This is a genomic window from Nonomuraea sp. NPDC049750 (genome assembly GCF_040659625.1).
GTDB lineage: Bacteria > Actinomycetota > Actinomycetes > Streptosporangiales > Streptosporangiaceae > Nonomuraea.
Genome location: NZ_JBFANB010000018.1, coordinates 182,496 through 203,854 on the forward strand (window position 1 = coordinate 182,496; position 21,359 = coordinate 203,854).

The window sequence follows — 21,359 nt, forward strand, 5'->3', positions numbered from 1 at the left end:
CCGCTAGACCAGACGTCGGGCCGTGGCCCAGCGGGACAGTTCGTGCCGGTTCGACAGCTGGAGCTTGCGCAGCACCGACGACACGTGCGTCTCGACCGTCTTGACCGAGATGAACAGCTCCTTGGCGATCTCCTTGTAGGCATAGCCGCGGGCGATCAGCCGCAGCACCTCGCGCTCACGCTGCGTCAGCGAGTCGAGCTCGGGGTCGATCGACGGCGCCTCCGACGAGGCGAACGCGTCGAGCACGAACCCGGCCAGCCGCGGCGAGAAGACCGCGTCGCCGTCGGCCACCCGGCGGATGGCGTCGGTCAGCTCGGTGCCGCTGATGTTCTTGGTCACGTAGCCGCGGGCGCCGCCGCGGATCACGCCGATCACGTCCTCGGCCGCGTCGGACACCGACAGCGCCAGGAAGCGTACCTGCGACCCGGCGCCGAGCACCCTGCGCAGGACCTCCTGCCCGCCGCCACCGGGCATGTGCACGTCGAGCAGGACCACGTCGGGAGCGAGCTCGGCGATCGCCTTGACCGCCGTCTCGACGTCCTCGGCCTCTCCGACGACCTGGATCGAGTCGCCCAGCTCGGCCCGTACGCCGGAACGGAACAGCCGGTGATCGTCGACGATCAGCACCCTGGTCATTGCCTCTCCACCTTCATCGTCAACATCACTTCCGTGCCCTCACCGGGCTCGGTGCGCACCCTGGCGGTGCCGCCGTGACGCTCCATTCTCCCGATGATGGACTCCCTGATCCCCATTCTGTCGAGAGGCACCGCGTTGAGGTCGAATCCCTTGCCACGATCCTTCACGAAAATCGTGACTTCTTCGCCCTCTACCTCGGCATAGACGGAAATGGACGGACTGCCGGAGTACTTGGCGGCGTTGACCATCGACTGCCTCGACGCCTTCAGCATGGCGCCGAGCTTGCCAGCCGAGTCGAGCTCGATGTCGCCCACGCAGACCACCTCGATCGGTACGCCGTGCGCGTCCTCCTCTTCCGCGGCGATCCTGCGTACGGCCGCGGCGAGCGTCGCGTCGGCGTCCTGGGCGGGCTGGTAGAGCCAGTTGCGCAGGTCGCGCTCCTGCGCGCGGGCCAGCCTGGTGACCTCGCGCGGGTCGTGCGCGACGCGCTGGATCAGCGTGAGCGTGTGCAGGACCGAGTCGTGCACCATCGCCGCGACCTCGGCCCGCTCCTCCGACCTGATGCGCTCGCGCCGCTCCAGCTGGAGCTCCTTCCACAGGCCCGCGAGCCAGGGCGCGGCGATGACCGCCAGCCCGCCGACCACCACCACGGTGAACAGCAGGCCAGGCCTGGCCTTGGACAGCTCCCCCTGAGCGGCCAGGAAGCCCGCCGCGCCGATGACGACGAGCGCGATGCCGAGCAGCGTACGGACCCGGTTCTTCCGGATGCTCTTCGTCGCCCCGCTCACCCAGTTGCGGCGGCGTTCGGGATCGGCCTGCTGCCACAGGATGAGCGCGCCGATGCCGACCACGGCGAACGGCAGGATGGCGATGCCCCCCTGGGAGGCGCCGGTCAGCCAGCCGAACGCGACCAGCGCCATGCTGATCGCGCCGAACGCCGCGAGCTGGCTCCAGTCACGCTGCGGCGGCTGCCCTTCGTACGGCACGCGAGGCGTGATCATCCAGAGCACCGCGTACGCCACCCCGCCGACCCCGCCGACCACGCTGAGCAGCACGAACATCAGCCTGATCACCACAGGATCGAGCTTCAGCTGAGCCGCGAGCCCTTGTGCCACGCCACCGAGCAGCCGGCCCTCCATGGGGCGCATCATCCGGCGGTAGGGCGCGTCGCCACCGGCTTGGGCAAGAGTCTTCTGGTCAGCCATAACATCGCCATCGTCACATGAAGGCCGCGTTATGGACATCAGGGAACAACCCCCGGGTCGGGTCAGGGGTCTCCCGGATGCGTACGGCGGGCCGGTGGGGCCACGATAGTGGCATGACAGAAGCACCACCGAAGGAACCGGCCGCTCCGCCGACCGCGCTGCGACGTAGCAGCGAGGGGCGCTTCGTCATGGGAGTCTGCGCCGGGCTCGGACGCTACACGGGGATCGACCCGGTGGTGTTCCGCGTGGCCTTCGCGGTGCTGCTCTTCGGCTCCGGGATGGGGCTGTTCCTGTACATCGCGGCGTTCCTGCTGATGAAGGAGCCGAACGGACGGCCTGGTTACATCGAGCAGTGGACCGGGCGCGACTTCGCCGCCGACACCGTGATGGCGCTGCTGACGGCGGTGCTCGCCGCCGGGCTCGGCCTCAACCTGGCGACGGTCTGGCTCGACTCGGGCACGCTGGTGGTCGGCATGATGCTGGCCATCGGGCTGCTCGCGGCGCACACCAACGGCGTGGACCTGCTCGGCCTGGTCCGGTCGATGCCCGAGCGGCTCACCCACCGCGCCCAGCCGGGCGAGTCCGAGCCGTACTTGAACGACTTCACGTATGCGCCCATCCCCGGCCAAACCGCGCCCACGACGGGCTATGCGCGGCCCCGCCCGGCCGCCGCCCCGTACACACGCGAACCGGTGACGGAGACGGACAGGGCGGCGGAGACGCCGACGGAGACGGTGACCGCGTCTCCCGTCGTATCGGAGCCGCCGACCGCCCCGACGCGCGTCAACCCCGTCCCCGCCGACGTGCCGATCGACGACCGGGCCGCCGACGAGCCGACGCGAGCGCCGATCGACACCCCGGCCGCCGTTCGCGCCGAGCCGTATGAGAGGGCTGAGCCGTACGGGAGCGCAGAGCCGCACGGGAGCGCGGAGCCGCACCGGAGGTCCGCCCCCGAGACGCCGCCTCAGACGCCCCAGCCGCCCACACCGCCCGCGCCGCCGCGCTTCCGTGCCGACCCGATGACCGCCCTCAGCTACGGCGAGCCGTTCGCGCCGAACGGCCCCTTCCAGCCGCTCGACCCGCGCAAACGAGCCGGCGGCTACTCGCCGTACGACCCCGCCCTGTACGGCAGGCCGACGCCCCCGCCCCGCCAGAAGCAGAAGCGGCCCAGATCGTTCATCGGCGCCATGACCATGTTGCTGGCAATCATCATTGGAGGGATCGTCGTGGCGGTCCAAGCCAGGTCCGCCTCGGGGGTCAGTCCCACCCTGGTCGGCGGCGCCGTACTCGTCACCATCGGCGCCGGGCTGCTGATCGCCGCCTGGTGGGGTCGCGGCGCGGGCCTGGTCGCGGCCGGCACATTGGTCGCCCTGCTGATCGGTCTCGGCCTGATGGTCGGCGACCTGCCGCGGAATGTCGGCGACTTCGTCTGGCGGCCGGCCACCATGGCGGAGGCGAGCCGGATCTACGACGTGGGCGTCGGGGACGGCCGGCTCGACCTGTCCGAGCTCAAGCTCACGCCGGGCGCGAGCCTGACGGTCAACGCCAAGGTCTCGATCGGCGAGCTGATGGTGATCGTGCCACCGACGGCGCGGGTCGAGGTGCACGCCACCAACAAGGTCGGCGACATCAAGGTGGACCAGTCGCTCAGAGGCGGCGTAGACGTCAAGTTCGACAAGGTGCTGGAGCCCGACACGCGCCCGAAGGGCGCCATTCCGACGATCGTGCTGAACCTGCGGGGCGGCATCGGCGACATGGAGGTGCGGCGTGGCGCGTGAGGTCGACAAGCCGCGCCGCGTGCACCGGACGGACTGGATGGCGCTGCTGAGCGGCATGCTTTTCGTGGTGCTGGGCATCCTGATCCTGACCCATGAGATCACGGACCCCCTGGTCCTGGTGTCTTTGGTCATCATCGGGCTGGGCTTCGCGGGGTTCGTCGCCGTAATCGCGCGGGTGATCCGCGGCAAGTAACCCTTGACCGGGAAAAACACCGGCGTACGTTGGCCTTGTCCGCCTTTCCCGCGCTCCTCTGGGAGGACGTATGCCTCGGACAGCCATCACCGTCGACGGAGTCAAGTACGAGGAGGAAGTCGAGCCGCGGCTCCTTCTCGTCCACCTGCTACGAGATCGTCTGGGCAAGACCGGCACCCCGGTCGGCTGCGACACCAGCAACTGCGGCGCCTGCACCGTCATGCTCGACGGCAAGAGTGTGAAGAGCTGCTCGGTACTCGCCGTGCAGGCCGACGGCTGCGACATCGTCACCATCGAGGGCCTGGGCGCCAACGGGTCGATGCACCCGATGCAGCAGGCCTTCCACGAGGAACACGCCCTGCAGTGCGGCTACTGCACCCCCGGCATGGTCATGGCCGCGATCGACCTGCTCAGGGACAATCCGGATCCGTCGGAGGACGCCATCAGGGAGGGCCTGGAAGGCAACCTCTGCCGGTGCACCGGCTACTGCAACATCGTCCGCGCGGTACGCCGGGGCGCCCAGGAGATGGGCCAGGCGGTGAAGACGCGATGACCGAGGTCGGCAAGGCGAGGAAGCGCAAGGAGGACGCGCGGCTGCTGACCGGGCGCACCCAGTGGACCGACAACCTGGTGCAGCCGGGGATGCTGCACGTCACGTTCCTGCGCAGCCCGATGGCGCACGCGCGGATCACCGGGGTCGACGTCTCGGCGGCACGCGAACTGCCGGGTGTCGTTGCGGCGTTCAGCGGCCAGGACTTCGCCGCCGAGCAGGGCAGCCTGCCGTGCGCGTGGCCGGTGAGCGAGGACATCGTGATCCCCGACCACCCGCCGATGGCCGTGTCGGAGGTGCGTTACGTGGGCGAGGCCGTCGCCTGCGTGGTCGCCACCGACCGCTACCGGGCCGCGGACGCGCTGGAGGCGATCGAGGTCGACTACGAGCCGCTGCCGCCCGTACTCGACATGAACGAGGCGCTCACCCCTGACAGCCCCAAGGTGCACGAGGCGGGCAACCAGGCGTTCACCGCGAAGATCACCTCGGGTGACATCGAGGCCGCCTTCAGGGACGCGCCGGTGGTCATCGACCGGACCTACATTCAGCAGCGGCTGATCCCGAGCGCGATGGAGCCGCGGGCGGTGCTCGCGACCACCGACGGCGACTCCTTCACGCTCTGGTCGGCCACGCAGATCCCGCACGTCCTGCGCGTCATGCTGGCCGTGGTGACCGGCATCCCGGAGCACAAGATCCGGGTGATCGCGCCCGACGTGGGCGGCGGGTTCGGCTCCAAGCTGCAGGTCACCGCCGAAGAGGTGCTGTGCCTGCTGCTCACCAGGCGGCTGGGCAAGCCGGTCAAGTGGACGGAGTCCCGCTCCGAGGGCAACCTGACCGTGCACCACGGCCGCGACCAGATCCAGCACCTCAGGCTGGCGGCCGAAGCCGACGGGCGGATCCGCGGGCTGCAGGTGGAGTTGCTGGCCGACATGGGCGCCTACCTGATGCTGGTCACGCCCGGCGTGCCGCTGCTCGGCGCGTCGATGTTCAACGCCATCTACAAGATGGACGCCTACGAGTTCGGCTGTACGGGCGTCTTCACCACGAAGATGCCGACCGATGCCTACCGTGGCGCGGGCCGGCCCGAGGCGACGTACGGCATCGAGCGGATCATGGACGAGCTGGCCGCCGAGCTGCGCCTGGACCCGCTGGAGGTACGGCGGCGCAACTGGATCAAGCACGAGGAGTTCCCGTACACCACCATCTCCGGGCTGACCTACGACTCGGGCAACTACGAGGCGGCGACGGACAAGGCGATGGCGCTGTTCGGCTATGACAAGCTGCGCGCCGAACAGGCCGACCGGCGTGACCGTGGCGACCCGGTCCAGCTCGGGATCGGGGTGAGCACGTTCACCGAGATGTGCGGGCTGGCCCCGTCCCGGATGCTCGGCGCGGCCAACTACGGCGCGGGCGGCTGGGAGCACGGCTCGGTACGCATGCTGCCCACCGGCAAGGTCGAGGTCATCACCGGCACCTCCCCGCACGGCCAGGGACACGTGACCTCGTGGAGCCAGATCGCGGCCGACGCGCTCGGCGTGCCGTTCGAGGACATCACGGTGCTCCACGGCGACACGGCGATCGCGCACAAGGGCATGGACACCTACGGCTCGCGCTCGCTGACCGTCGGCGGCATCGCCGTGCTCAAGGCGTGTGACAAGGTCAAGGACAAGGCCAGGAAGCTCGCCTCGCACCTGCTCGAATGCTCGCCCGACGACCTGGAGTTCGCCGAGGGTGTGTTCAAGGTGAAGGGCACCGACTCCCAGAAGACCATCCAGGAGCTGGCCTACGCCGCGTTCACCGCCCACGACCTGCCCGAGGGCGTCGAGGCCCGGCTCGACTCCGACGCCACCTTCGACCCGGAGAACTACTCCTTCCCGCACGGCACCCACCTGTGCGCGGTGGATGTGGACACCGAGACCGGCATGGCGAAGATCCGCTCGTATGTGGCGGTCGACGACGTGGGCACGGTGGTCAACCCGCTGATCGTCGAGGGCCAGATCCACGGCGGCATCGCGCAGGGCGTCGCGCAGGCGCTGTACGAGGAGGCCGTCTACGACTCGGAGGGCAACCTGCTCACCACCACGATGGCCGACTACCTGCTGCCGACGGCGATGGACCTGCCGGACTTCGTCACCGACCGGACCGAGACCCCGGCCACCAGCAATCCGCTGGGTGCCAAGGGCGTCGGCGAGGCCGGCACGATTGCCTCGACCCCGGCGGTCGTCAACGCCATCGTCGACGCGCTGCGACCACGCGGCATCCACGACATCCAGATGCCATGTACACCCGAGCGGATCTGGAGGGCGTTGCGATGATCCCGGCCCAGTTCGACTACGTCCGCGCCGGCTCGCTCGGCGAGGCCGTCCAGGAGCTCGCCGCCGACGAGGACGCCAAGGTCCTCGCCGGTGGCCAGTCGCTCCTCCCGCTGCTCCGGCTGCGGCTGGCCTACCCGTCGAAGCTGGTCGACGTGGGCCGCCTGCCCGAGCTGACGGGCGTGCACGACCGTGGCGACCACGTCTTCATCGGCGCGATGGCCACGCACGACGAGGTGATGCGCTCCGGCGTGGTCAACGCCGACTGCCCGCTCGTGGCACAGGCCACCGCGACGGTCGCCGATCCCGCCGTACGCCACCGCGGCACGTTCGGCGGCTCTCTGGCGCACTGCGACCCGGCGGGCGACCTGCCCGCGGTGGTCCTGGCGCTGGAGGGCGTCTTCGTGGCCAGGTCGGGTGAGGGCGAGCGGGAGATCCCCGCCGCCGAGTTCTTCGTCGACTACCTGGAGTCGGCGCTGCGGCCGGGAGAGGTCCTGGTCGGGGTGCGGCTGCCGAAGCTCGGCGCCGGCTGGGGCTATCACTACGAGAAGTTCCACCGGACCGCGCAGTCGTGGGCCATCGTCGGGGTGGCCGCGGCGGTCAAGCGTTCCAACGGAGCGATCGAGGAGGCGCGGATCGGCCTGACCAACATGGGCCCGACGCCCGTACGGGCCCACGCGGTCGAGACCGCCCTGCGGGGCAGGCAGCTGAGCGATGACCTACGGCAGGCGTGCGAGGAGGCGGCGGCCGGCACCTCTCCGCCCTCCGACCTGCACGCCCAGCCCGACTATCGCCGGCACCTGGCCAGGGTGCTGACCCATCGCGCGATTCTGCACGCCGCCGGGTCTCCCTGACCGGTTCGAGGGGGCGCCCTTTCGGGGCGCCCCTTCTCAGTCGTAATGTCGCAATCAGCGGAGAGGAGCGGATCCATGGCGATGCGGTTCGAGCATGAGTTCAGCGTTCCAGTGCCGGTCGAGCAGGCGTGGGCCGTACTGCTCGACGTCGAACGGGTCGCGCCGTGCCTGCCGGGGGCCTCGCTCGACCTTTTCGAGGGCGACGAGTTCACCGGCCGGATGAAGGTCAAGGTCGGCCCGATCACCGTCACCTACCGTGGCGTGGCCCGGTTCGAGAACGTCGACAAGGACGCCCATACGCTCACCATCGAGGCGTCGGGCAAGGAGGCGCGCGGCGCGGGGACGGCCTCGGCGACCGTCAAGGCCACGCTGACGCCGGACGACGGGTCCACCACGGTCCGGGTGGAGACGTCGTTCAACGTGACCGGCCGGCCCGCCCAGTTCGGGCGCGGGGTCATGGCCGAGGTCGGCGCGAAGCTCATCGACAAGTTCGCCGCCAACCTCGCGCAGTTGCTGACCGAGCCGGCTCACGAGGCGCCCGCCGTGCCTGCAGCCGTACCCGCGGAGCCCCTGGAGGGCGAGCCGCGGCTGAGCGTGGTGCCCGGTCCCGAGGAGGACGTCCGGCCCGCCGGGACGCTGCGTACGTCGCGCACGCCCGACGAGGAGGCGCTCGACCTCCTGGAGATCGCCGGGACGCCGCTGCTGAAGCGCCTGGCGCCCGTCGCCGGGGCGATCGCGGGGCTGCTGCTCATCGGCTGGCTGATCAGACGTCTCATGCGCTGACATCGGCCCGGCTGATCGGACGTCTCATGCGCTGATATCGGCCGGCTGATCAGTCGCGCTGATATCAGCAAAGACACCATCAAGTCCGGACACTTCGCCCGATGCTGGGGCAGTTCATCCCTACATGTCTTATTTCGGGGGACATTCCGGGGGAGATGAGCATGCCGGACTGCACTGTTGTCGTGATCACCTACAACGACGCGGCCCGCCTGCCCAGGGCCGTGCGCTCGGTACTCGGCCAGTCGCTACGCGACCTCGAAGTGATCATCGCCGACGACGCGAGCACCGACGACACCCCCCGGGTGGCGAGCGAGCTGGCGCGGTCCGATCCCCGTGTCCGCTACCTGCGCCGGCAGGTCAACAGCGGCGGCTGCGGCGCGCCGCGCAACGACGGTCTCGACGCGACGACCGCGCCGTACGTGATGTTCCTCGACAGCGACGACGAGCTGCCCAGGCACGCCTGCAAGAGCCTGCTCGGCGAGATCGAGCGGACCGGCGCCGACTTCGTGGCCGGGCAGATCTCCCGGCTGCACGAGCGGAACGGCCGGCTGGCGCCCTACTACCCGTCGCTGTTCGCCAAGAGGCGGGTCGTGGCGGGCATCGGCGCGGAGCCCGAGCTGTTCCTCGACTGCTTCAGCACCAACAAGCTCTACGACGTGCGCTTTCTACGCGAGAACGGGCTGCGCTTCCCGGAGGACATCCACTACGAGGACCACGTCTTCGCGGCCGGCCTGTACGCCGTGTCGCGCCGGTTCGCGGTCGTGCCCTGGGTGGTCTACCACTGGCACCGCGCGCCCGACGACCGCTCCATCTCGCTCAACATCAAGGAGATGGACAACGTACGGCACCGCGTGGTGGCGGCCCGGATGAGCGACGACGTGCTGCGCGCCCACGACGCCGCGGACCTGGTGCCCGACCGGCAGTACCGCTTCCTCAGGCAGGACCTGCGCGTCTACCTCAACCCGCTGCCCAGGCGCGGCCGGGTGTGGGCGAAGGAGTTCGCCTCCGTCGTGCGGCCGTACCTGGAGGAGATCCCGCTTGAGGTGTTCGAGCGGATCGAGCCGATGGCCCGGGTCTGCTGCCATCTCATCCTCGGCGACCGGGTCGACGACCTGCTGGTGGCCGCCCGGTCGCTGCCCGACCCGTGTGCCGCCCCACGGGCCGCCGTACGCCATGAGGGACGGACGTACTGGGGCACGACGGTCACGCCGGGCATGGACATCACCCGGCTGCGGATGGCCGAGCTGCCCTACACCGCGGCCCGGCTGCGGCACGAGGTGACCGAGATCGCCGGGGACGGCGAGCGGATCCGGATGAGCGTGCACACCTACGACCCTTTCGGGGTGCTGCCGGTCGATTGGACGGCCTTCCTCCAGCTCGGCGGCCAACGCGTCCCCATCGAGCCGGTTCCGTCCGGTGACGGCGGCTACGTGAGTGAGATCACCTTCACGCCCACGGCCTCGTGCGAGCCGCGCATCGGGTTCACCAGGAACAGCGACGGCCGCACCACGACGGACCGGCTGATGGCCCCGCCCGACATGGAGCCGATCGCGCTGCAAATGGCGCGCACGGTCACGGCCGAGGGCAACGCCGCCTACCTGCGCGTACGCGTCCCTTCGGTCAGGTCACGGCTCCACCGGATCAAGCGCCGGTTGCTGCGGCGGTTCAGCACACCGGCGATGAAGCTGCGCTTCTACAAGACGGTGATCCGCCTGCTCCCGCCCCGCCCTGACCTGGCCCTGTTCGAGGCCGACGTCGGCAAGGGCTACACCGGCAGCCCGCGCGCCATCTACGAGGAGCTGCGGCGGCGCGGCCTGCCGATCCGCGTCTTCTGGTCGGTGGCCAGGTGCCGGGCGAACTTCCCCGCCGATGCCCGGCTCGTCCGCCGCGGCGGCTGGCGGTACGTATGGCTGCTGGCCCGCGCGGGCATCTGGGTCGACAGCCACGGTTTCCCGCTCAACTACCCGAAACCGCCCGGTACCCGTTATCTCCAGACCTGGCATGGCCAGGGCATCAAGTCGGTCGGCTTCGACGCGCCCGACCTGCGCGCCGACTTCGACCGCCCGCGCACCGAGTGGCGCGCCGCCGTCGCCCGCTGGGACGCGCTCGTCTCGCCGAGCGCCGAGTTCTCGCGGGTCTTCCTGCCCTCCAACGGCTACACGGGTCAGGTCCTCAGGTACGGCACGCCGCGCTGCGACGCGCTGGTGCGCCAGGAGAGCAGGCACGACGTCCTGCGACGGCTGGAGATACCGCCCGGCAGGAAGATCCTGCTCTACGCGCCCACCTATCGCGACCGGGCCAAGAACAGCGGCCGATCGGTCCGGGCGGACCTGGAGCTGATGGCCGAGGAGCTGGCCGACGAGTGGGTGCTGATCCTGCGCACGCACCCGGTGGAACGCTTCAGCACCCCGCAGCACATCAGGCACTTCGTCCGGCCCGCCGGGTCGTACCCGGAGATCAACGACCTGATGCTGGCCTCGCACGCGCTGCTCACGGACTACTCGTCGGTGATGTGCGACTACGCGCTGACCGGCAAGCCCATGGTGTTCCTGATCGACGACTGGGACGAGTACCGGCTGACCGAGCGAGGCGTCTACCACGACCTGCCCGCCATCGCCCCCGGGCCGTGCGTCACGACGACCGAGGAGGTGGTCGAGGCGCTGCGGGAGCTGCCGGCCGTACACGCGGCCCATGCCGAGCGGTACGCGGCCTTCCGCGAGCTGTGGTGCGCGGACGAGCGCGGGGACGCCGCCGCGCGCGTCGTGGACGCCTTCTTCGGGCACCGGGCGGCGTCGTGACCGTGGTGTTCGCCTGCATGGACGCCGACACGCTGGGAGGCATCCAGCAGGTGACGCACACCCTGGCGCAGGGGCTGGCCGAACGCGGCTACGACGTGCACGTGGTCGGCCTGCACCGGGCGACGGCGCCGTTCCGCTATGTCGAGGAGCCCGACTACCATCGCCACGTGATCAGCCCGGAACCCCTGGGACCGCAGAGCCCGCGGGCACGCAAGCGGGCCGACGAGCGGCTGGCCGCCTTGTTCGGCCCGATGCGGACGGGTTTCGCGGTGCTGACCTCGCCGGGGGTGGTGACGCGGCTCACGTCCGTCCTGCCCGGCTCGCTCCATCGGGTCGGGCAGTATCACGGCTCGTACGAGCACGCCCGCGGCTGCTGGCACCTCGGCTCGATCAGACAGCACTACCCCAAGCTCGACCAGGCGGTCTTCCTCAGCGAGGACGACGCCTGGCGCTTCTCCGAGGACGCGCTGCTGCCCAACACCTGGGCCCTGCCCAACCCGCTGGCGCGCTGGCCGGAGGAGGTGTCCGGGCTGGAGACGCCCCGGGTGCTGGGGGTGGGGCGGATGGAGGGGGTCAAGCGATTCGACCGGCTCATCAGCGCGTTCGCCAGGGCCGGCGCGCCGGCGCCGTGGGAGCTGCACCTGATCGGCGACGGTAGTGAGCTGGAGCGGCTGCGCGCGCACGCCGTGCGCGAGGGGGTCGGGGATCGGGTGGTGTTCAGGGGCCGCGTCCCCGCCGCCCGGATGACGGGCGAATATCTGAAGGCGGCGATCGTGGGGCTGACCAGCGAGCACGAGGGGCTGCCCATCGTGCTGCTGGAGGCGGCGGCGCATGGGGTGCCCGCGGTGGCGTTCGACGTGTCGGGCGGGGTGCGATCGGCGGCGCCGGTGCTCGTCCCGGCCGGGGACGTCGGCGCGTTCGGCGCGGCGCTGGCCCGGCTGATGGGCTCGGCGTGGGAGCGGCGGCGCCTGGGCGCCGCCGCTCGAGCACGAGCCGCCGCCTTCCGGCTCGACCACGTGCTGGACCGCTGGGAATCCCTGTTCGTCCACCTGACCAGGTGACGAGCAAATCTGCTATCGCGCGCGCTGGGCCAGCTCGGGCGACTCGTTACGCGGCTGCGGAATCCCGGCGAGCAGCTGCTGCTTCGAGGTGAGCAGCGCGGCGACCGGGCTCGGCTCGCGCAGCCGGTTGATGCGGTCGCGCACCATCTTGCGCATCCGGTTGGCGCGGCGCTTCTGCATCGTCTTGTGGCAGGTGACCAGATGCTCCTTGGACGCCGCCGGCGCGCCGGACAGCTCGTAGCCGTTGGCCTCCAGCCGGTCGCCGAGCACCTGCTCGCACAGCGAGATCTCCCAGTCCTCCAGCCGCTTGGCCCAGCTGCCCACCCTGGAGCGGGTGACCTCGCCGTGCGTGTTGCTGTGCCAGACCTTGTGCGCGGGGACCGCCACGGTGGCCGCCTCGCGCGGAGAGACCGTGCTCGGGTCGAAGTCCTCGTCGAGGAAGTGGCAGAGCTTCTTCATCTCTGTCGCCGGGTCGTCGGTGAGGTCTTCGTACCGCAGCTCGTAGTAGGTGTCCTCGGGCAGCATCCGCCGCAGCCTGTTGCCCGCGTCGATGGCCTCGGCCCAGGTGGAGATCGCGTGGAAGGAGTCCAGCGTGTACCAGGGCATCTCCTTCAGCGACGAGACGCAGTCGCGGCCGTCCCTGATCAGGTGGATGAACTGGGCGTCGGGGAAGAGCCTGAGCAGGATGTCGACCTGCTTGACGTAGCTCGGCCGCTTGTCTCCCCAGCGGGCCTTGTCGAAGCGGTCGGCGTACATGCGGAAGGTGGTGCCGAGCACCGAGCCGAGCGTCCCTGGCCCGTCCACGACCTGCTGGACGAAGTCCTCCCTGTCGATCTTGAGCTCGCGGAACTTGGTGCTGCGGTCGCCCGCGATCCACTCCGCGAGCGCGCGGCGGCGCTCCTCGACACGCAGGTCGCCGAACGAGCGGCGCCGGTGGTAGACGGGCACCAGGAACCTGGTCTCCGGCGGCACCGCGATCCGCGGGTGCGAGTGGAGCATGAGCTGCAGCATCGTGGTGCCGGAGCGCGGACAGCCGACGACGAAGATGGGCCGGTCTGACATGAAAACCCCCGAAAAACTTAGACGAGAACGTGCTCTCGGCTCCTCGTGGAGGGCACGCTGTGCTTGCGCGTGAAGAGCCACATCCGGTGGACGAGGTAGACCTCGTTGACCAGCAACGAGACGCTGGCGACCGCGGAGACCGGGATCAGCGCCACGGTGCCCACGAGCGGCGCGACCACGAACACCGCGGCGTGGAACTCGATGCCGCTGATCAGGTGGGCGCGGATACGGCGGCGGACCATCGCCTTGTTGATCCGCCGCACGAGACGACGTGACCGGCTCATCGGCGGCCTCTGGCGCGGTATCCGCACCTCGGGCTCGTCCTCTTCCTCCGCCCGGGCCTCACCGTCGGCCTCCCGCTCCGCCTTGACCGTCTCGCGGACCCGCTTCATCTGCGGCGCGTTGACGTACCTGAACAGGTCGACCACCGCCACCGCCGCGCCCATGACGATGTAGCGGACGTCGCCGGTGATCGCGTACTGGCCGTAAGCGAGACCGGTGGCGCAGCACACCACCCTGATCCGGTCGCCGACGTAGTCGAGCCACAGGCCGAAGGGCGTCCCCGAGCCCTTGAGCCGCGCTATCTTGCCGTCAAGGCAGTCCACCATGAAGCTCAGATAGAACATGGCCGCCCCCGCGGCCAGCAGGTCCATCGCGAGACATACGGCGGACACCATGCCGAGGACCAGCGAGACCACCGTGAGCTGGTTGGGCGTCAACCGTGTGTGGTTGGCCACCAGCAGAGCTGCCCGGCAGGCGACCGGGTCCACGAAGTACACGGTCCACCAGGAGTCTCTCCGCTTGCGTGTCGCGTAGACGTCATCGAGCGAATAGGTCCTCATGGCTTCCAAGCATGGCGACGCACCGCCGTGATCCAATTACTCTCTGGAACTACTGGGCGATGTCCATGCCGGTTCTTGACCATCCTGGCACCGACAGCCGCCAGACCTTCTGCGCCTCGGCGTCGCGAAAGCACGCCTTGAGCACCAGGCCGCACAGTTCCACCCGGGCGTGCAGCCGCCAGCTCGGGCCGCCCTCTTCGAGCCGTGCCGGATCGATCTCCACCGAGACGCCCTGCCCGCCCGTGCGCTGTACCTCCAGCGGGACCCGGCGTTCGCCGTCGGTCAGCCACATGCTGAGCCGGTTCGGCTCGCGCGCCACCCGGTGGAGGGCCACCTCACCGCGTACCTCGAAGCGGCTGCCCGTCCAGCCGCACTCATGGACCGTGGCCAGCAGCTTGACCTCGTCGCTCGCCTCGAAGACGGCGTCGGGGATCTGGAGGGTCCGGTCGCGGAAGTAGGGATAGTCGCCGTACCAGCCGATCTCGTGCGGCACGATGGGGGTGCCGTCGACCGAGTCGCGCCGGAACCTGCGCACCACCCGCAGCTCCTCGACCAGGCCGCGGCTCAGCAGGTGGAGTTCGAGCCGGCGCAGCGACGCCACCTCGCCGAGAGCGACAGGGCTCAGCCCGGCCAGCCACTCCTGCGAGAGTTCGAGCAGCGGCCCGACCTCGTCGTCCTCGGCGTACTCCAGCGCCTGGAACAGGAACAGCAGGTCCTTCTCCAGCACCACGCCGTCGAAGGCGTCGGCCAGCTCGGGCTCCTGCTCGCTGAGGAAGGCCCGGACCGCGCGGATGGCGGCCAGTCGTTCGGCCAGGTTCGGCAGCTCCATCCGCCGCTGGGTGATCGAGCTCTCCCCCTCCTCGCGCTTGCGCCAGTGGTAGACGATGTCGGGGAGCACGTCGACGCCCTTCGCCAGTACGTGCGCCCGCATGCTGAGCGGCACATCCTCATAGATCCCCGCCGGGAACTCCAGCTCGTGTTCGCGCCAGAAGTCCTGCCGGTAGACCTTGTTCCAGACCGTGCGGTCCCTGACCAGGGACCGGCGCTCCCGGATGTGCGCGCCCCGCGCGGGGCGCCTGAACGCCTTCTCGTGCATGGACGACACGGCCAGCTCGCCCTCCCTCAGGCGCAGCACCCCGCCGCACGCGAAGTCCGAGCCGCTCTCCCGCAACGACTCGACCAGCAGCTCGTACGCCTTGGGCGGCACGACATCGTCGCTGTCGGCGAAGGCCAGATAGGTGCCGCGGGCCCGCCGGATCCCCGCGTTGCGCGCCGGACCGGGGCCCTGGTTCGACTGGTCGATCAGAACGAAGCGGGGGTCACGGGCCACGAACTCGCGGGCCACCCGCGCGCTTCCGTCCAGTGAGCCGTCGTCCACGAGGATGACCTCGATGTCCTCCAGCGTCTGAGCCGCCAGAGATTCCAGACATTCGCCGATATACGGCTCCACGTTGTAGATCGGGACGACGACGCTGAGCATGGGCGTCATACCGAGAAGCTCCCTTGGGGTCGGGGTAGTTGGGGTCGAGGGCAGCATGCCCTGGTCATCACTCCGGCACGACGTTCGATGCCGCACTCTGATCAGCTCTTTGCCGGATGGATCCGCTACGTTGTGCAATGGATCGAGCGCGCTGAGTAGGGGGAAGTCGTGCTGAGACCCGTACACGACCATGAGCTGCCCGCCATCCGCCGATGGCGCAACCACCCGAGGGTGCGGGCGGCGAGCTTCACCACCCACGTCATCGCCGAGGACGAGCACGCCCGGTGGTGGGCCGGGGTAAAAGACGATCCGGCCAGACGGGTGCTGATCTACGTTCACGACGGGACCCCCGCGGGGGTCGTGACGTTCTCCGAGCTCGACCCCGCCGCGCGGAGCGGCGAGTGGGGGTTCTACCTCGATCTGGCCGGGCTGGAGCCGTCGGGCGCGCTGCTGCCGGCCTGGATCGGGCTGGAGCGAGCCGCCATCGACCACGCGTTCGGGCCGCTGGGGCTGACCACGCTGCGTGGCGAGGTGCTCGCCCGCAGCGAGGCGGCCAGGGGGCTGCACCGGCGCTTCGGCTTCGCCGAGGTCGCCGTCCACGGGCGCGACATCGACGGCGTCCGCCGCGACGTCGTCACTGTGCAACTCATCAGAAGGGACGACTCTTTGAGGAAGGACAGCGCATGATCTCCATCGCCGGGCGCGCGATCGGGGCGGGACAGCCCCCCTTCGTCATCGCCGAGATGTCGGGCAACCACAACGGCCGCCTCGAACAGGCTCTCGCCATCGTCGACGCGGTGGCCGACAGCGGCGCGCACGCCCTGAAGCTGCAGACCTACCGCCCCGACACGATCACCGTCGACGCCGACGGCCCCGCCTTCCGCTTGGGTGACGACCATGAGCTGTGGGGCGGCGAGCGGCTCTACCGGCTCTTCGAGCGGGCGCACACGCCATGGGAGTGGCACGAGCCGATCTTCGCCAGGGCTCGCGGGCGGGGGCTCATCCCGTTCTCCTCGCCCTTCGACCCCACGGCCATCGATCTGCTGGAGAATCTCGGCGCCCCGGCCTACAAGATCGCCTCTTCGGAGATCGTGGACCTGCCCCTGATCAGGCTCGCCGCCGCGACGGGGAAGCCGCTGATCATCTCCACCGGCATGGCGTCGATCGGCGAGATCCACGCCGCAGCGGAGGCCGCCCGCGAGGCGGGCTGCATACAGCTCGCCATGCTGGCCTGCACCGCCTCCTACCCCGCCGCGCCCGCCGAGAGCAACCTGCGCTCGCTGCCGCTGCTCGCCGGGCTCACCGGCGCGGTCGTCGGCGTCTCCGACCACACGCCCGGCATCGGCGCCGCGCTCGCGGCGGTCGCGCTCGGCGCGTGCCTGATCGAAAAGCACGTCACGGTGGACCGGGGTGACGGGGGTGTGGATTCGGCGTTCTCGCTGGAGCCCGCCGAGCTCGCGGCGCTCGTGGTGGAGAGCGAGCGGGCCTGGCAGTCGCTGGGCAGCGCGGTCATCGGGCCGCGGGCCTCCGAGCGCGAGGGGCTGCGGTTCCGGCGGTCGCTGTATGTCGTACGGGATGTGCGGGCGGGCGAACCGGTGACGGAGCAGAACGTCCGCTCCATCCGGCCGGCCGGGGGGCTGCCGCCGGCGGCGGCGGCGCAGGTGATGGGCCGCCGCTTCGCCAGGGACGCCACACTCGGCACCCCGCTGACCTGGGACCTGGTCTGACGAGCGCCCGGCTCAGTGTTCGTTTAGCGGAGGGCTCGTTCAGCGGAGGGCTCGTTCAGAGGAGGGCCAGCAGCGCGTCGGCGACGCGTTCCCTGCCGCGGCCGTCGATCAGCCCGGCGCCGCGTCTGCCGTACTCCTCGCGGGCCGCCGGGTCGGCGAGCAGGCGGGTCAGGACGCCGACGGCAGCCGCGTCCGGGGCCGGTCCCAGCCCCGCCGCGAGCCCGCCGCCGACCAGCGCCTCGTAGCCGATCAGCTGGTTGTCGGCCACCCAGCTCAGCGCGGTGGGCACGCCCAGGTGCAGCAGTTCCCAGACGGCCGAGCCGGCCGCGGTGATCACCAGGTTGGCCTCGGCCATCAGGCCGGGCAGCCGGTCCGTCGGCGGGATGACCGTGACGGGCCCGTCCACCTCGAACGGCACCGGGCTGACCACGGTCGCCCGGAACGGCAGCCCGGTGGCACGCAGCGCCCCGGCCCAGGCCGGAGCCACACCGGCACTGTCGGTGCCGCCGAAGAAGCACAGCACCAGCGGCCCCTCCGGCCGGGCCGGGCGGCGGCGGGCGGTCCCCCGCATCAGCAGGACGCTGTCCCGCAACAGCACATAGCGAGCCCCCGCCAGCCGCCCACCCCAGGGCCCATCCCACGGCCCGCTCCCAGGCGCACCCCCCGACCCGTCCCCCGGCCCACCCCGAGACCTATCCCCGGGCCCACCCCACGACCCGTCCGCGGCCTCCCCCGGGCGCGAGGACGGGCGTCGGAAGGGCCGCAACTCGGCGCCGAGGTTCTGGTCGAGGTAGAGGTCCGCCTCCTGGCCCAGCGGGTCGCCGTCGACGATCGCCAGCACCGCCGTGCCCGTCGCCCGCAGCGCCGCGCCCGTATCGGGAGCCAGCACGTACGAGTCCAGCGCCACCGCGTCCAGCCCGAGCACCCGCACCAGCTCGGCCAGCGCCCGCGGCTCCGAAGGCGCCGGGCACAGCGGGAACGCGCGCTGCCGCAACTGCGACTCCGCCCACGCCGACCCCGCCACGTCCCCGAGGAACAGCACCTCGGCCCCCCGCCCGCACAGCTCCTCGGCCAGCGCCACGCAGCGCATCAGGTGGCCGACCCCGCTCGCCACGCCCGCGTCGCAGCGGAACCCCACCCGGTGCGTCACGCCTCCTGCAACGCCTTCTGCGTCACGTGCGCGTTGAGCTCGCACACCTCGGGCCGCTCCCGCAGCCAGCCGACCAGCGACCGTACCGGCACGCACCGATCGCCAAGCTCCGCGACGACCCGTGAGATGAGCCGCCAGTCGTCCTCGGTATCGAGCGTGACCCGCAGGTCGGCCGCCGACGGCGCGTAGGCGAGGCCGAGCAGCCGCGACTCCCCCGGATGCGTGTAGAGGTAGGAGGTGACGTGCGTGCGGTGATGCGCGGTGGCTTCCAGGTCGGCCCGCTTCAGCGCGGCCAGCCCCGCGATCTCCACGTCGAGCCCGCGCGGCAGTGTGCGCGCCAGGCTCGTGCTCAGATAGTCGAGGCCGGGCACGGCGCGGAAGACCAGCGCGGCCTCGCGGATCACCACCGGATCGAGTAGCGGGCAGTCCGCCGTGAACCGCATGACGGCGTCGCCCGGGCGACCCCGCAGCACCTGCGTGAACCGGGTGAGCACGTCGTCGACCGGCCCTCGGTGCCAGAACACGCCGAGCCGGCGGCACTCCGCCACCACCACGTCGTCGGCCGCCTCCGTGGTGGTCGCCACCACCAGGTCGTCGACCGCGCCCGCTTCGCGTACCGCACGGACCACCCAGCCCAGCACGGAGCGGCCCCCGAGATCGCGCAAGACCTTGCCCGGCAGGCGCGTCGAGCCCATGCGCGCCTGGATGATTCCGACAATCCGCACCGAAGCCCCATTCCCCTCTGCGACCCTGTGTCATCGAACGATCGCGCTATGCTACCGGGCAGCTCGGATGACTACGGCGGGGGGCCGCGTGAGCATTCTCAGTGGATCGTCAATTCTGATCACCGGAGGCACTGGGTCCTTCGGCAAGGCGTTCGTCCGGCACGCGCTGGACCACCTCGACGTGCGCCGCATGGTGGTCTTCTCGCGCGATGAGCTCAAGCAGTACGAGGCACGTCACCTGTTCGACGACGACCAGCGGCTGCGCTGGTTCATCGGCGACGTACGCGACCGGGAGCGCCTGGCCAGGGCCATGCACGGCATCGACTACGTCGTGCACGCGGCGGCGCTGAAGCAGGTCGACACGGCCGAGTACAACCCGTTCGAATACGTCAGGACCAACGTCTCCGGCTCCCAGAACGTGGTGGAGGCCGCCATCGACTGCGGCGTGCGCAAGGTCGTCGCGCTCTCCACCGACAAGGCGTCCAGCCCGATCAACCTGTACGGCGCCTCGAAGCTGGTCGCCGACAAGCTGTTCGTCTCGGCCAACCACTACGCCGCCAGCCACGTCACCCGCTTCGCGGTGGTCCGCTACGGCAATGTGGTGGGCAGCAGGGGCTCGGTGGTGCCGTTCTTCCTGCGGCTGGCCCAGGAGGGCGGCAGCGTGCCGATCACCGACAAGCGGATGACCCGGTTCTGGATCACGCTCGACCAGGCCGTCCGGTTCGTGGTCGACTCCTTCGACCTGATGCAGGGCGGCGAGCTGTACGTGCCGCGCATCCCCAGCATGCGCCTGCCCGACCTGGCCCAGGCACTGGCGCCCCGCAGCCCGGTCTACGAGATCGGCATCCGGCCAGGCGAGAAGCTGCACGAGGAGATGATCGGCCCCGACGACGGCCGCAGGACGCTTCGCCTGAGCGACCGCTACGTCGTGCAGCCGACGATCGCCAGCTGGGGCTACGTGCCCCCGCAGGGCGGCGAGCTGCTGCCGGACGGCTTCGCCTACCGCTCCGACACCAACGACCGCTGGCTGTCGGTCGAGGACCTGCGCGCCATGGTGACGGTGGGCGTCTGATGCTCCCCTACGGACGGCAGTCGATCGCCGACACCGATGTCCAGGCCGTGACCGAGGTGCTGCTCGGCGAGTGGCTGACGACCGGGCCCATGGTCGGCTCGTTCGAGGCCGAGCTGGCCCGGTGGACGGGCGGCGTGCCGTGCCTGGCGGTCACGTCGGGCACGGCGGCCCTGCACGTCGCGTACGCGGCGGCCGGGGTCGGGCCGGGAGATGAGGTGATCACCTCGCCGCTGACGTTCGTGGCGACGGCCGCCACCGCCGCCATGCGCGGCGCCCGGGTCGTCTTCGCCGACGTGCAGCCCGACACGGGCAACCTCGATCCCGCCTCGGTCGAGTCACTGACGGGCGACGCCACCAAGGCGATCACCGCGGTCGACTACGCGGGCCACCCCGCCGACTACGACGAACTCCGCGCGATCACCGACCGGACCGGAGCCGTGCTGATCGGCGACGCCGCCCACTCCCTCGGCTCGCGCTACAAGGACCGGCCGGTCGGGGAGCAGGCCGACCTCACCACGTTCTCGTTCTTCCCGACCAAGACCGTGACCACCGCCGAGGGCGGCGCCGTCGCCGTACGCGACCATGACCGCTATGTCCGCGCCGCCCGTTTCCGTAACCACGGCCTGGTCCGCGACCCGGCCGAGCAGCGCGACCCCGGCCACGGCGGCTGGCACCAGGAGGTCCACGACTTCGGCCTCAACTACCGGCTGCCGGACGTGCTCTGCGCGCTCGGCCTCAGCCAGCTGCGGCGGCTCGAAGGCTTCCGCGCGCGGCGGATCGAGCTGGTCGCCCGCTACAACGCGCTGCTCGGCGACCTGCCGGGCCTGACGCTGCCCGCGCGGCGCCCGTACACCACGCCGTGCTGGCACCTCTACCCGGTCAGGATCCGCGACGGCCGCCGGCGGGAGGTCTACGAGCGCCTGCGGGCCGAGGGCATCGGGGTGCAGGTCAACTACATCCCGGCCTACTGGCACCCGGTCTTCGAGGACCTCGGCTACCGGCGCGGGATCTGCCCCGAAGCCGAGTCCTACTACGCCGAGCAGCTCTCGCTGCCGCTCTTCCCCGATCTCACCGACCAGCAGCAGGACGAAGTCGTCGACCGGCTGCGGGCCATCCTAGACTGACGGCTGT

At 70.7% G+C, this 21,359-nt stretch carries 19 protein-coding genes; 12 read left to right on the forward strand and 7 right to left on the reverse strand.

Annotated elements, in window-relative coordinates; genetic code table 11:
* Positions 1-3: 3 nt before the first annotated feature.
* Positions 4-636, reverse strand: coding sequence for a response regulator transcription factor (locus AB0J16_RS37630; RefSeq protein WP_225293703.1), 633 nt, complete (start codon positions 634-636; stop codon positions 4-6).
* A complete protein-coding gene (locus tag AB0J16_RS37635; protein WP_358548785.1) occupies positions 633-1,841 on the reverse strand; it encodes a PspC domain-containing protein in 1,209 nt (402 codons plus the stop codon). The genes AB0J16_RS37630 and AB0J16_RS37635 overlap by 4 nt, the downstream gene beginning before the upstream one ends.
* Positions 1,842-1,954: 113 nt before the next feature.
* Here AB0J16_RS37635 and AB0J16_RS37640 point away from each other — a divergent pair, with 113 nt between their 5' ends.
* The 8 genes from AB0J16_RS37640 (at position 1,955) to AB0J16_RS37675 (ending at position 12,170) form a co-directional block, all read left to right on the forward strand.
* Complete coding sequence (locus tag AB0J16_RS37640) at positions 1,955-3,619, forward strand: PspC domain-containing protein (protein WP_358548788.1); 1,665 nt, start codon at positions 1,955-1,957, stop codon at positions 3,617-3,619.
* A complete protein-coding gene (locus AB0J16_RS37645; protein ID WP_358548790.1) occupies positions 3,609-3,812 on the forward strand; it encodes a hypothetical protein in 204 nt (67 codons plus the stop codon). Before AB0J16_RS37640 ends, AB0J16_RS37645 begins: the two co-directional genes overlap by 11 nt.
* A 70-nt stretch (positions 3,813-3,882) precedes the next feature.
* Complete coding sequence (locus AB0J16_RS37650; protein ID WP_358548793.1) at positions 3,883-4,365, forward strand: (2Fe-2S)-binding protein; 483 nt, start codon at positions 3,883-3,885, stop codon at positions 4,363-4,365.
* A complete protein-coding gene (locus AB0J16_RS37655; RefSeq protein WP_358548795.1) occupies positions 4,362-6,677 on the forward strand; it encodes a xanthine dehydrogenase family protein molybdopterin-binding subunit in 2,316 nt (771 codons plus the stop codon). Before AB0J16_RS37650 ends, AB0J16_RS37655 begins: the two co-directional genes overlap by 4 nt.
* Entirely contained in the window at positions 6,674-7,528 is an 855-nt protein-coding gene (locus AB0J16_RS37660) for a xanthine dehydrogenase family protein subunit M (RefSeq protein WP_358548866.1), read from the forward strand. Before AB0J16_RS37655 ends, AB0J16_RS37660 begins: the two co-directional genes overlap by 4 nt.
* 75 nt (positions 7,529-7,603) lie before the next feature.
* Positions 7,604-8,311, forward strand: a complete 708-nt coding sequence (locus tag AB0J16_RS37665; protein ID WP_358548797.1) for an SRPBCC family protein — start codon at positions 7,604-7,606, stop codon at positions 8,309-8,311.
* Between the two features lie 161 nt (positions 8,312-8,472).
* On the forward strand, positions 8,473-11,109 hold the full coding sequence (locus tag AB0J16_RS37670) for a CDP-glycerol glycerophosphotransferase family protein (protein ID WP_358548799.1): 2,637 nt from the start codon (positions 8,473-8,475) through the stop codon (positions 11,107-11,109).
* Complete coding sequence (locus AB0J16_RS37675; protein WP_358548801.1) at positions 11,106-12,170, forward strand: glycosyltransferase; 1,065 nt, start codon at positions 11,106-11,108, stop codon at positions 12,168-12,170. The genes AB0J16_RS37670 and AB0J16_RS37675 overlap by 4 nt, the downstream gene beginning before the upstream one ends.
* Positions 12,171-12,182: 12 nt before the next feature.
* On the opposite strand, the gene AB0J16_RS37680 is transcribed toward AB0J16_RS37675, so the two are convergent.
* The 3 genes from AB0J16_RS37680 to AB0J16_RS37690 are packed head-to-tail and all read right to left on the reverse strand — an operon-like array spanning position 12,183 to position 15,563.
* Positions 12,183-13,232, reverse strand: a complete 1,050-nt coding sequence (locus AB0J16_RS37680; protein WP_358548804.1) for a sulfotransferase — start codon at positions 13,230-13,232, stop codon at positions 12,183-12,185.
* A 17-nt stretch (positions 13,233-13,249) separates the two neighbouring features.
* Positions 13,250-14,074 carry a CDP-alcohol phosphatidyltransferase family protein gene (locus AB0J16_RS37685; protein WP_358548806.1) on the reverse strand — a complete coding sequence of 275 codons (825 nt, stop codon included), beginning with the start codon at positions 14,072-14,074 and terminating at the stop codon, positions 13,250-13,252.
* Between the two features lie 49 nt (positions 14,075-14,123).
* The gene (locus AB0J16_RS37690) at positions 14,124-15,563 is read right to left on the reverse strand and encodes a glycosyltransferase family 2 protein (protein WP_358548808.1); all 1,440 of its coding nucleotides are present in this window, start codon (positions 15,561-15,563) and stop codon (positions 14,124-14,126) included.
* A 159-nt stretch (positions 15,564-15,722) separates the two neighbouring features.
* On the opposite strand from AB0J16_RS37690, the gene pseH reads away from it, so the two are divergent.
* Both pseH and pseI read left to right on the forward strand, forming a co-directional pair.
* Positions 15,723-16,241, forward strand: a complete 519-nt coding sequence (gene pseH / locus AB0J16_RS37695; protein WP_358548811.1) for a UDP-4-amino-4,6-dideoxy-N-acetyl-beta-L-altrosamine N-acetyltransferase — start codon at positions 15,723-15,725, stop codon at positions 16,239-16,241.
* A complete protein-coding gene (pseI, locus tag AB0J16_RS37700; protein ID WP_358548814.1) occupies positions 16,238-17,281 on the forward strand; it encodes a pseudaminic acid synthase in 1,044 nt (347 codons plus the stop codon). The genes pseH and pseI overlap by 4 nt, the downstream gene beginning before the upstream one ends.
* A 55-nt stretch (positions 17,282-17,336) precedes the next feature.
* Here pseI and AB0J16_RS37705 read toward each other — a convergent pair whose 3' ends face one another.
* The gene (locus AB0J16_RS37705; RefSeq protein WP_358548817.1) at positions 17,337-18,431 is read right to left on the reverse strand and encodes a hypothetical protein; all 1,095 of its coding nucleotides are present in this window, start codon (positions 18,429-18,431) and stop codon (positions 17,337-17,339) included.
* Positions 18,428-19,156 (reverse strand): glycosyltransferase family protein, encoded by a 729-nt coding sequence (locus AB0J16_RS37710; RefSeq protein WP_358548820.1) that lies wholly within the window; start codon positions 19,154-19,156, stop codon positions 18,428-18,430. Before AB0J16_RS37710 ends, AB0J16_RS37705 begins: the two co-directional genes overlap by 4 nt.
* Positions 19,157-19,244: 88 nt before the next feature.
* On the opposite strand from AB0J16_RS37710, the gene pseB reads away from it, so the two are divergent.
* Together pseB and AB0J16_RS37720 are read left to right on the forward strand one after the other, a co-directional pair.
* Positions 19,245-20,228, forward strand: a complete 984-nt coding sequence (gene pseB, locus AB0J16_RS37715; RefSeq protein WP_358548822.1) for a UDP-N-acetylglucosamine 4,6-dehydratase (inverting) — start codon at positions 19,245-19,247, stop codon at positions 20,226-20,228.
* On the forward strand, positions 20,228-21,352 hold the full coding sequence (locus AB0J16_RS37720; RefSeq protein ID WP_358548825.1) for an aminotransferase class I/II-fold pyridoxal phosphate-dependent enzyme: 1,125 nt from the start codon (positions 20,228-20,230) through the stop codon (positions 21,350-21,352). Before pseB ends, AB0J16_RS37720 begins: the two co-directional genes overlap by 1 nt.
* Positions 21,353-21,359 lie beyond the last annotated feature (7 nt).

Coding starts and splice junctions, on each gene's coding strand:
- AB0J16_RS37630 (WP_225293703.1), bottom strand. CDS start 636: ATGACCAGGGTGCTGATCGTCGACGATCACCGGCTGTTCCGTTCCGGC.
- AB0J16_RS37635 (WP_358548785.1), bottom strand. CDS start 1,841: ATGGCTGACCAGAAGACTCTTGCCCAAGCCGGTGGCGACGCGCCCTAC.
- AB0J16_RS37640 (WP_358548788.1), top strand. CDS start 1,955: ATGACAGAAGCACCACCGAAGGAACCGGCCGCTCCGCCGACCGCGCTG.
- AB0J16_RS37650 (WP_358548793.1), top strand. CDS start 3,883: ATGCCTCGGACAGCCATCACCGTCGACGGAGTCAAGTACGAGGAGGAA.
- AB0J16_RS37655 (WP_358548795.1), top strand. CDS start 4,362: ATGACCGAGGTCGGCAAGGCGAGGAAGCGCAAGGAGGACGCGCGGCTG.
- AB0J16_RS37660 (WP_358548866.1), top strand. CDS start 6,674: ATGATCCCGGCCCAGTTCGACTACGTCCGCGCCGGCTCGCTCGGCGAG.
- AB0J16_RS37665 (WP_358548797.1), top strand. CDS start 7,604: ATGGCGATGCGGTTCGAGCATGAGTTCAGCGTTCCAGTGCCGGTCGAG.
- AB0J16_RS37670 (WP_358548799.1), top strand. CDS start 8,473: ATGCCGGACTGCACTGTTGTCGTGATCACCTACAACGACGCGGCCCGC.
- AB0J16_RS37680 (WP_358548804.1), bottom strand. CDS start 13,232: ATGTCAGACCGGCCCATCTTCGTCGTCGGCTGTCCGCGCTCCGGCACC.
- AB0J16_RS37685 (WP_358548806.1), bottom strand. CDS start 14,074: ATGAGGACCTATTCGCTCGATGACGTCTACGCGACACGCAAGCGGAGA.
- AB0J16_RS37690 (WP_358548808.1), bottom strand. CDS start 15,563: ATGACGCCCATGCTCAGCGTCGTCGTCCCGATCTACAACGTGGAGCCG.
- pseI (WP_358548814.1), top strand. CDS start 16,238: ATGATCTCCATCGCCGGGCGCGCGATCGGGGCGGGACAGCCCCCCTTC.
- AB0J16_RS37720 (WP_358548825.1), top strand. CDS start 20,228: ATGCTCCCCTACGGACGGCAGTCGATCGCCGACACCGATGTCCAGGCC.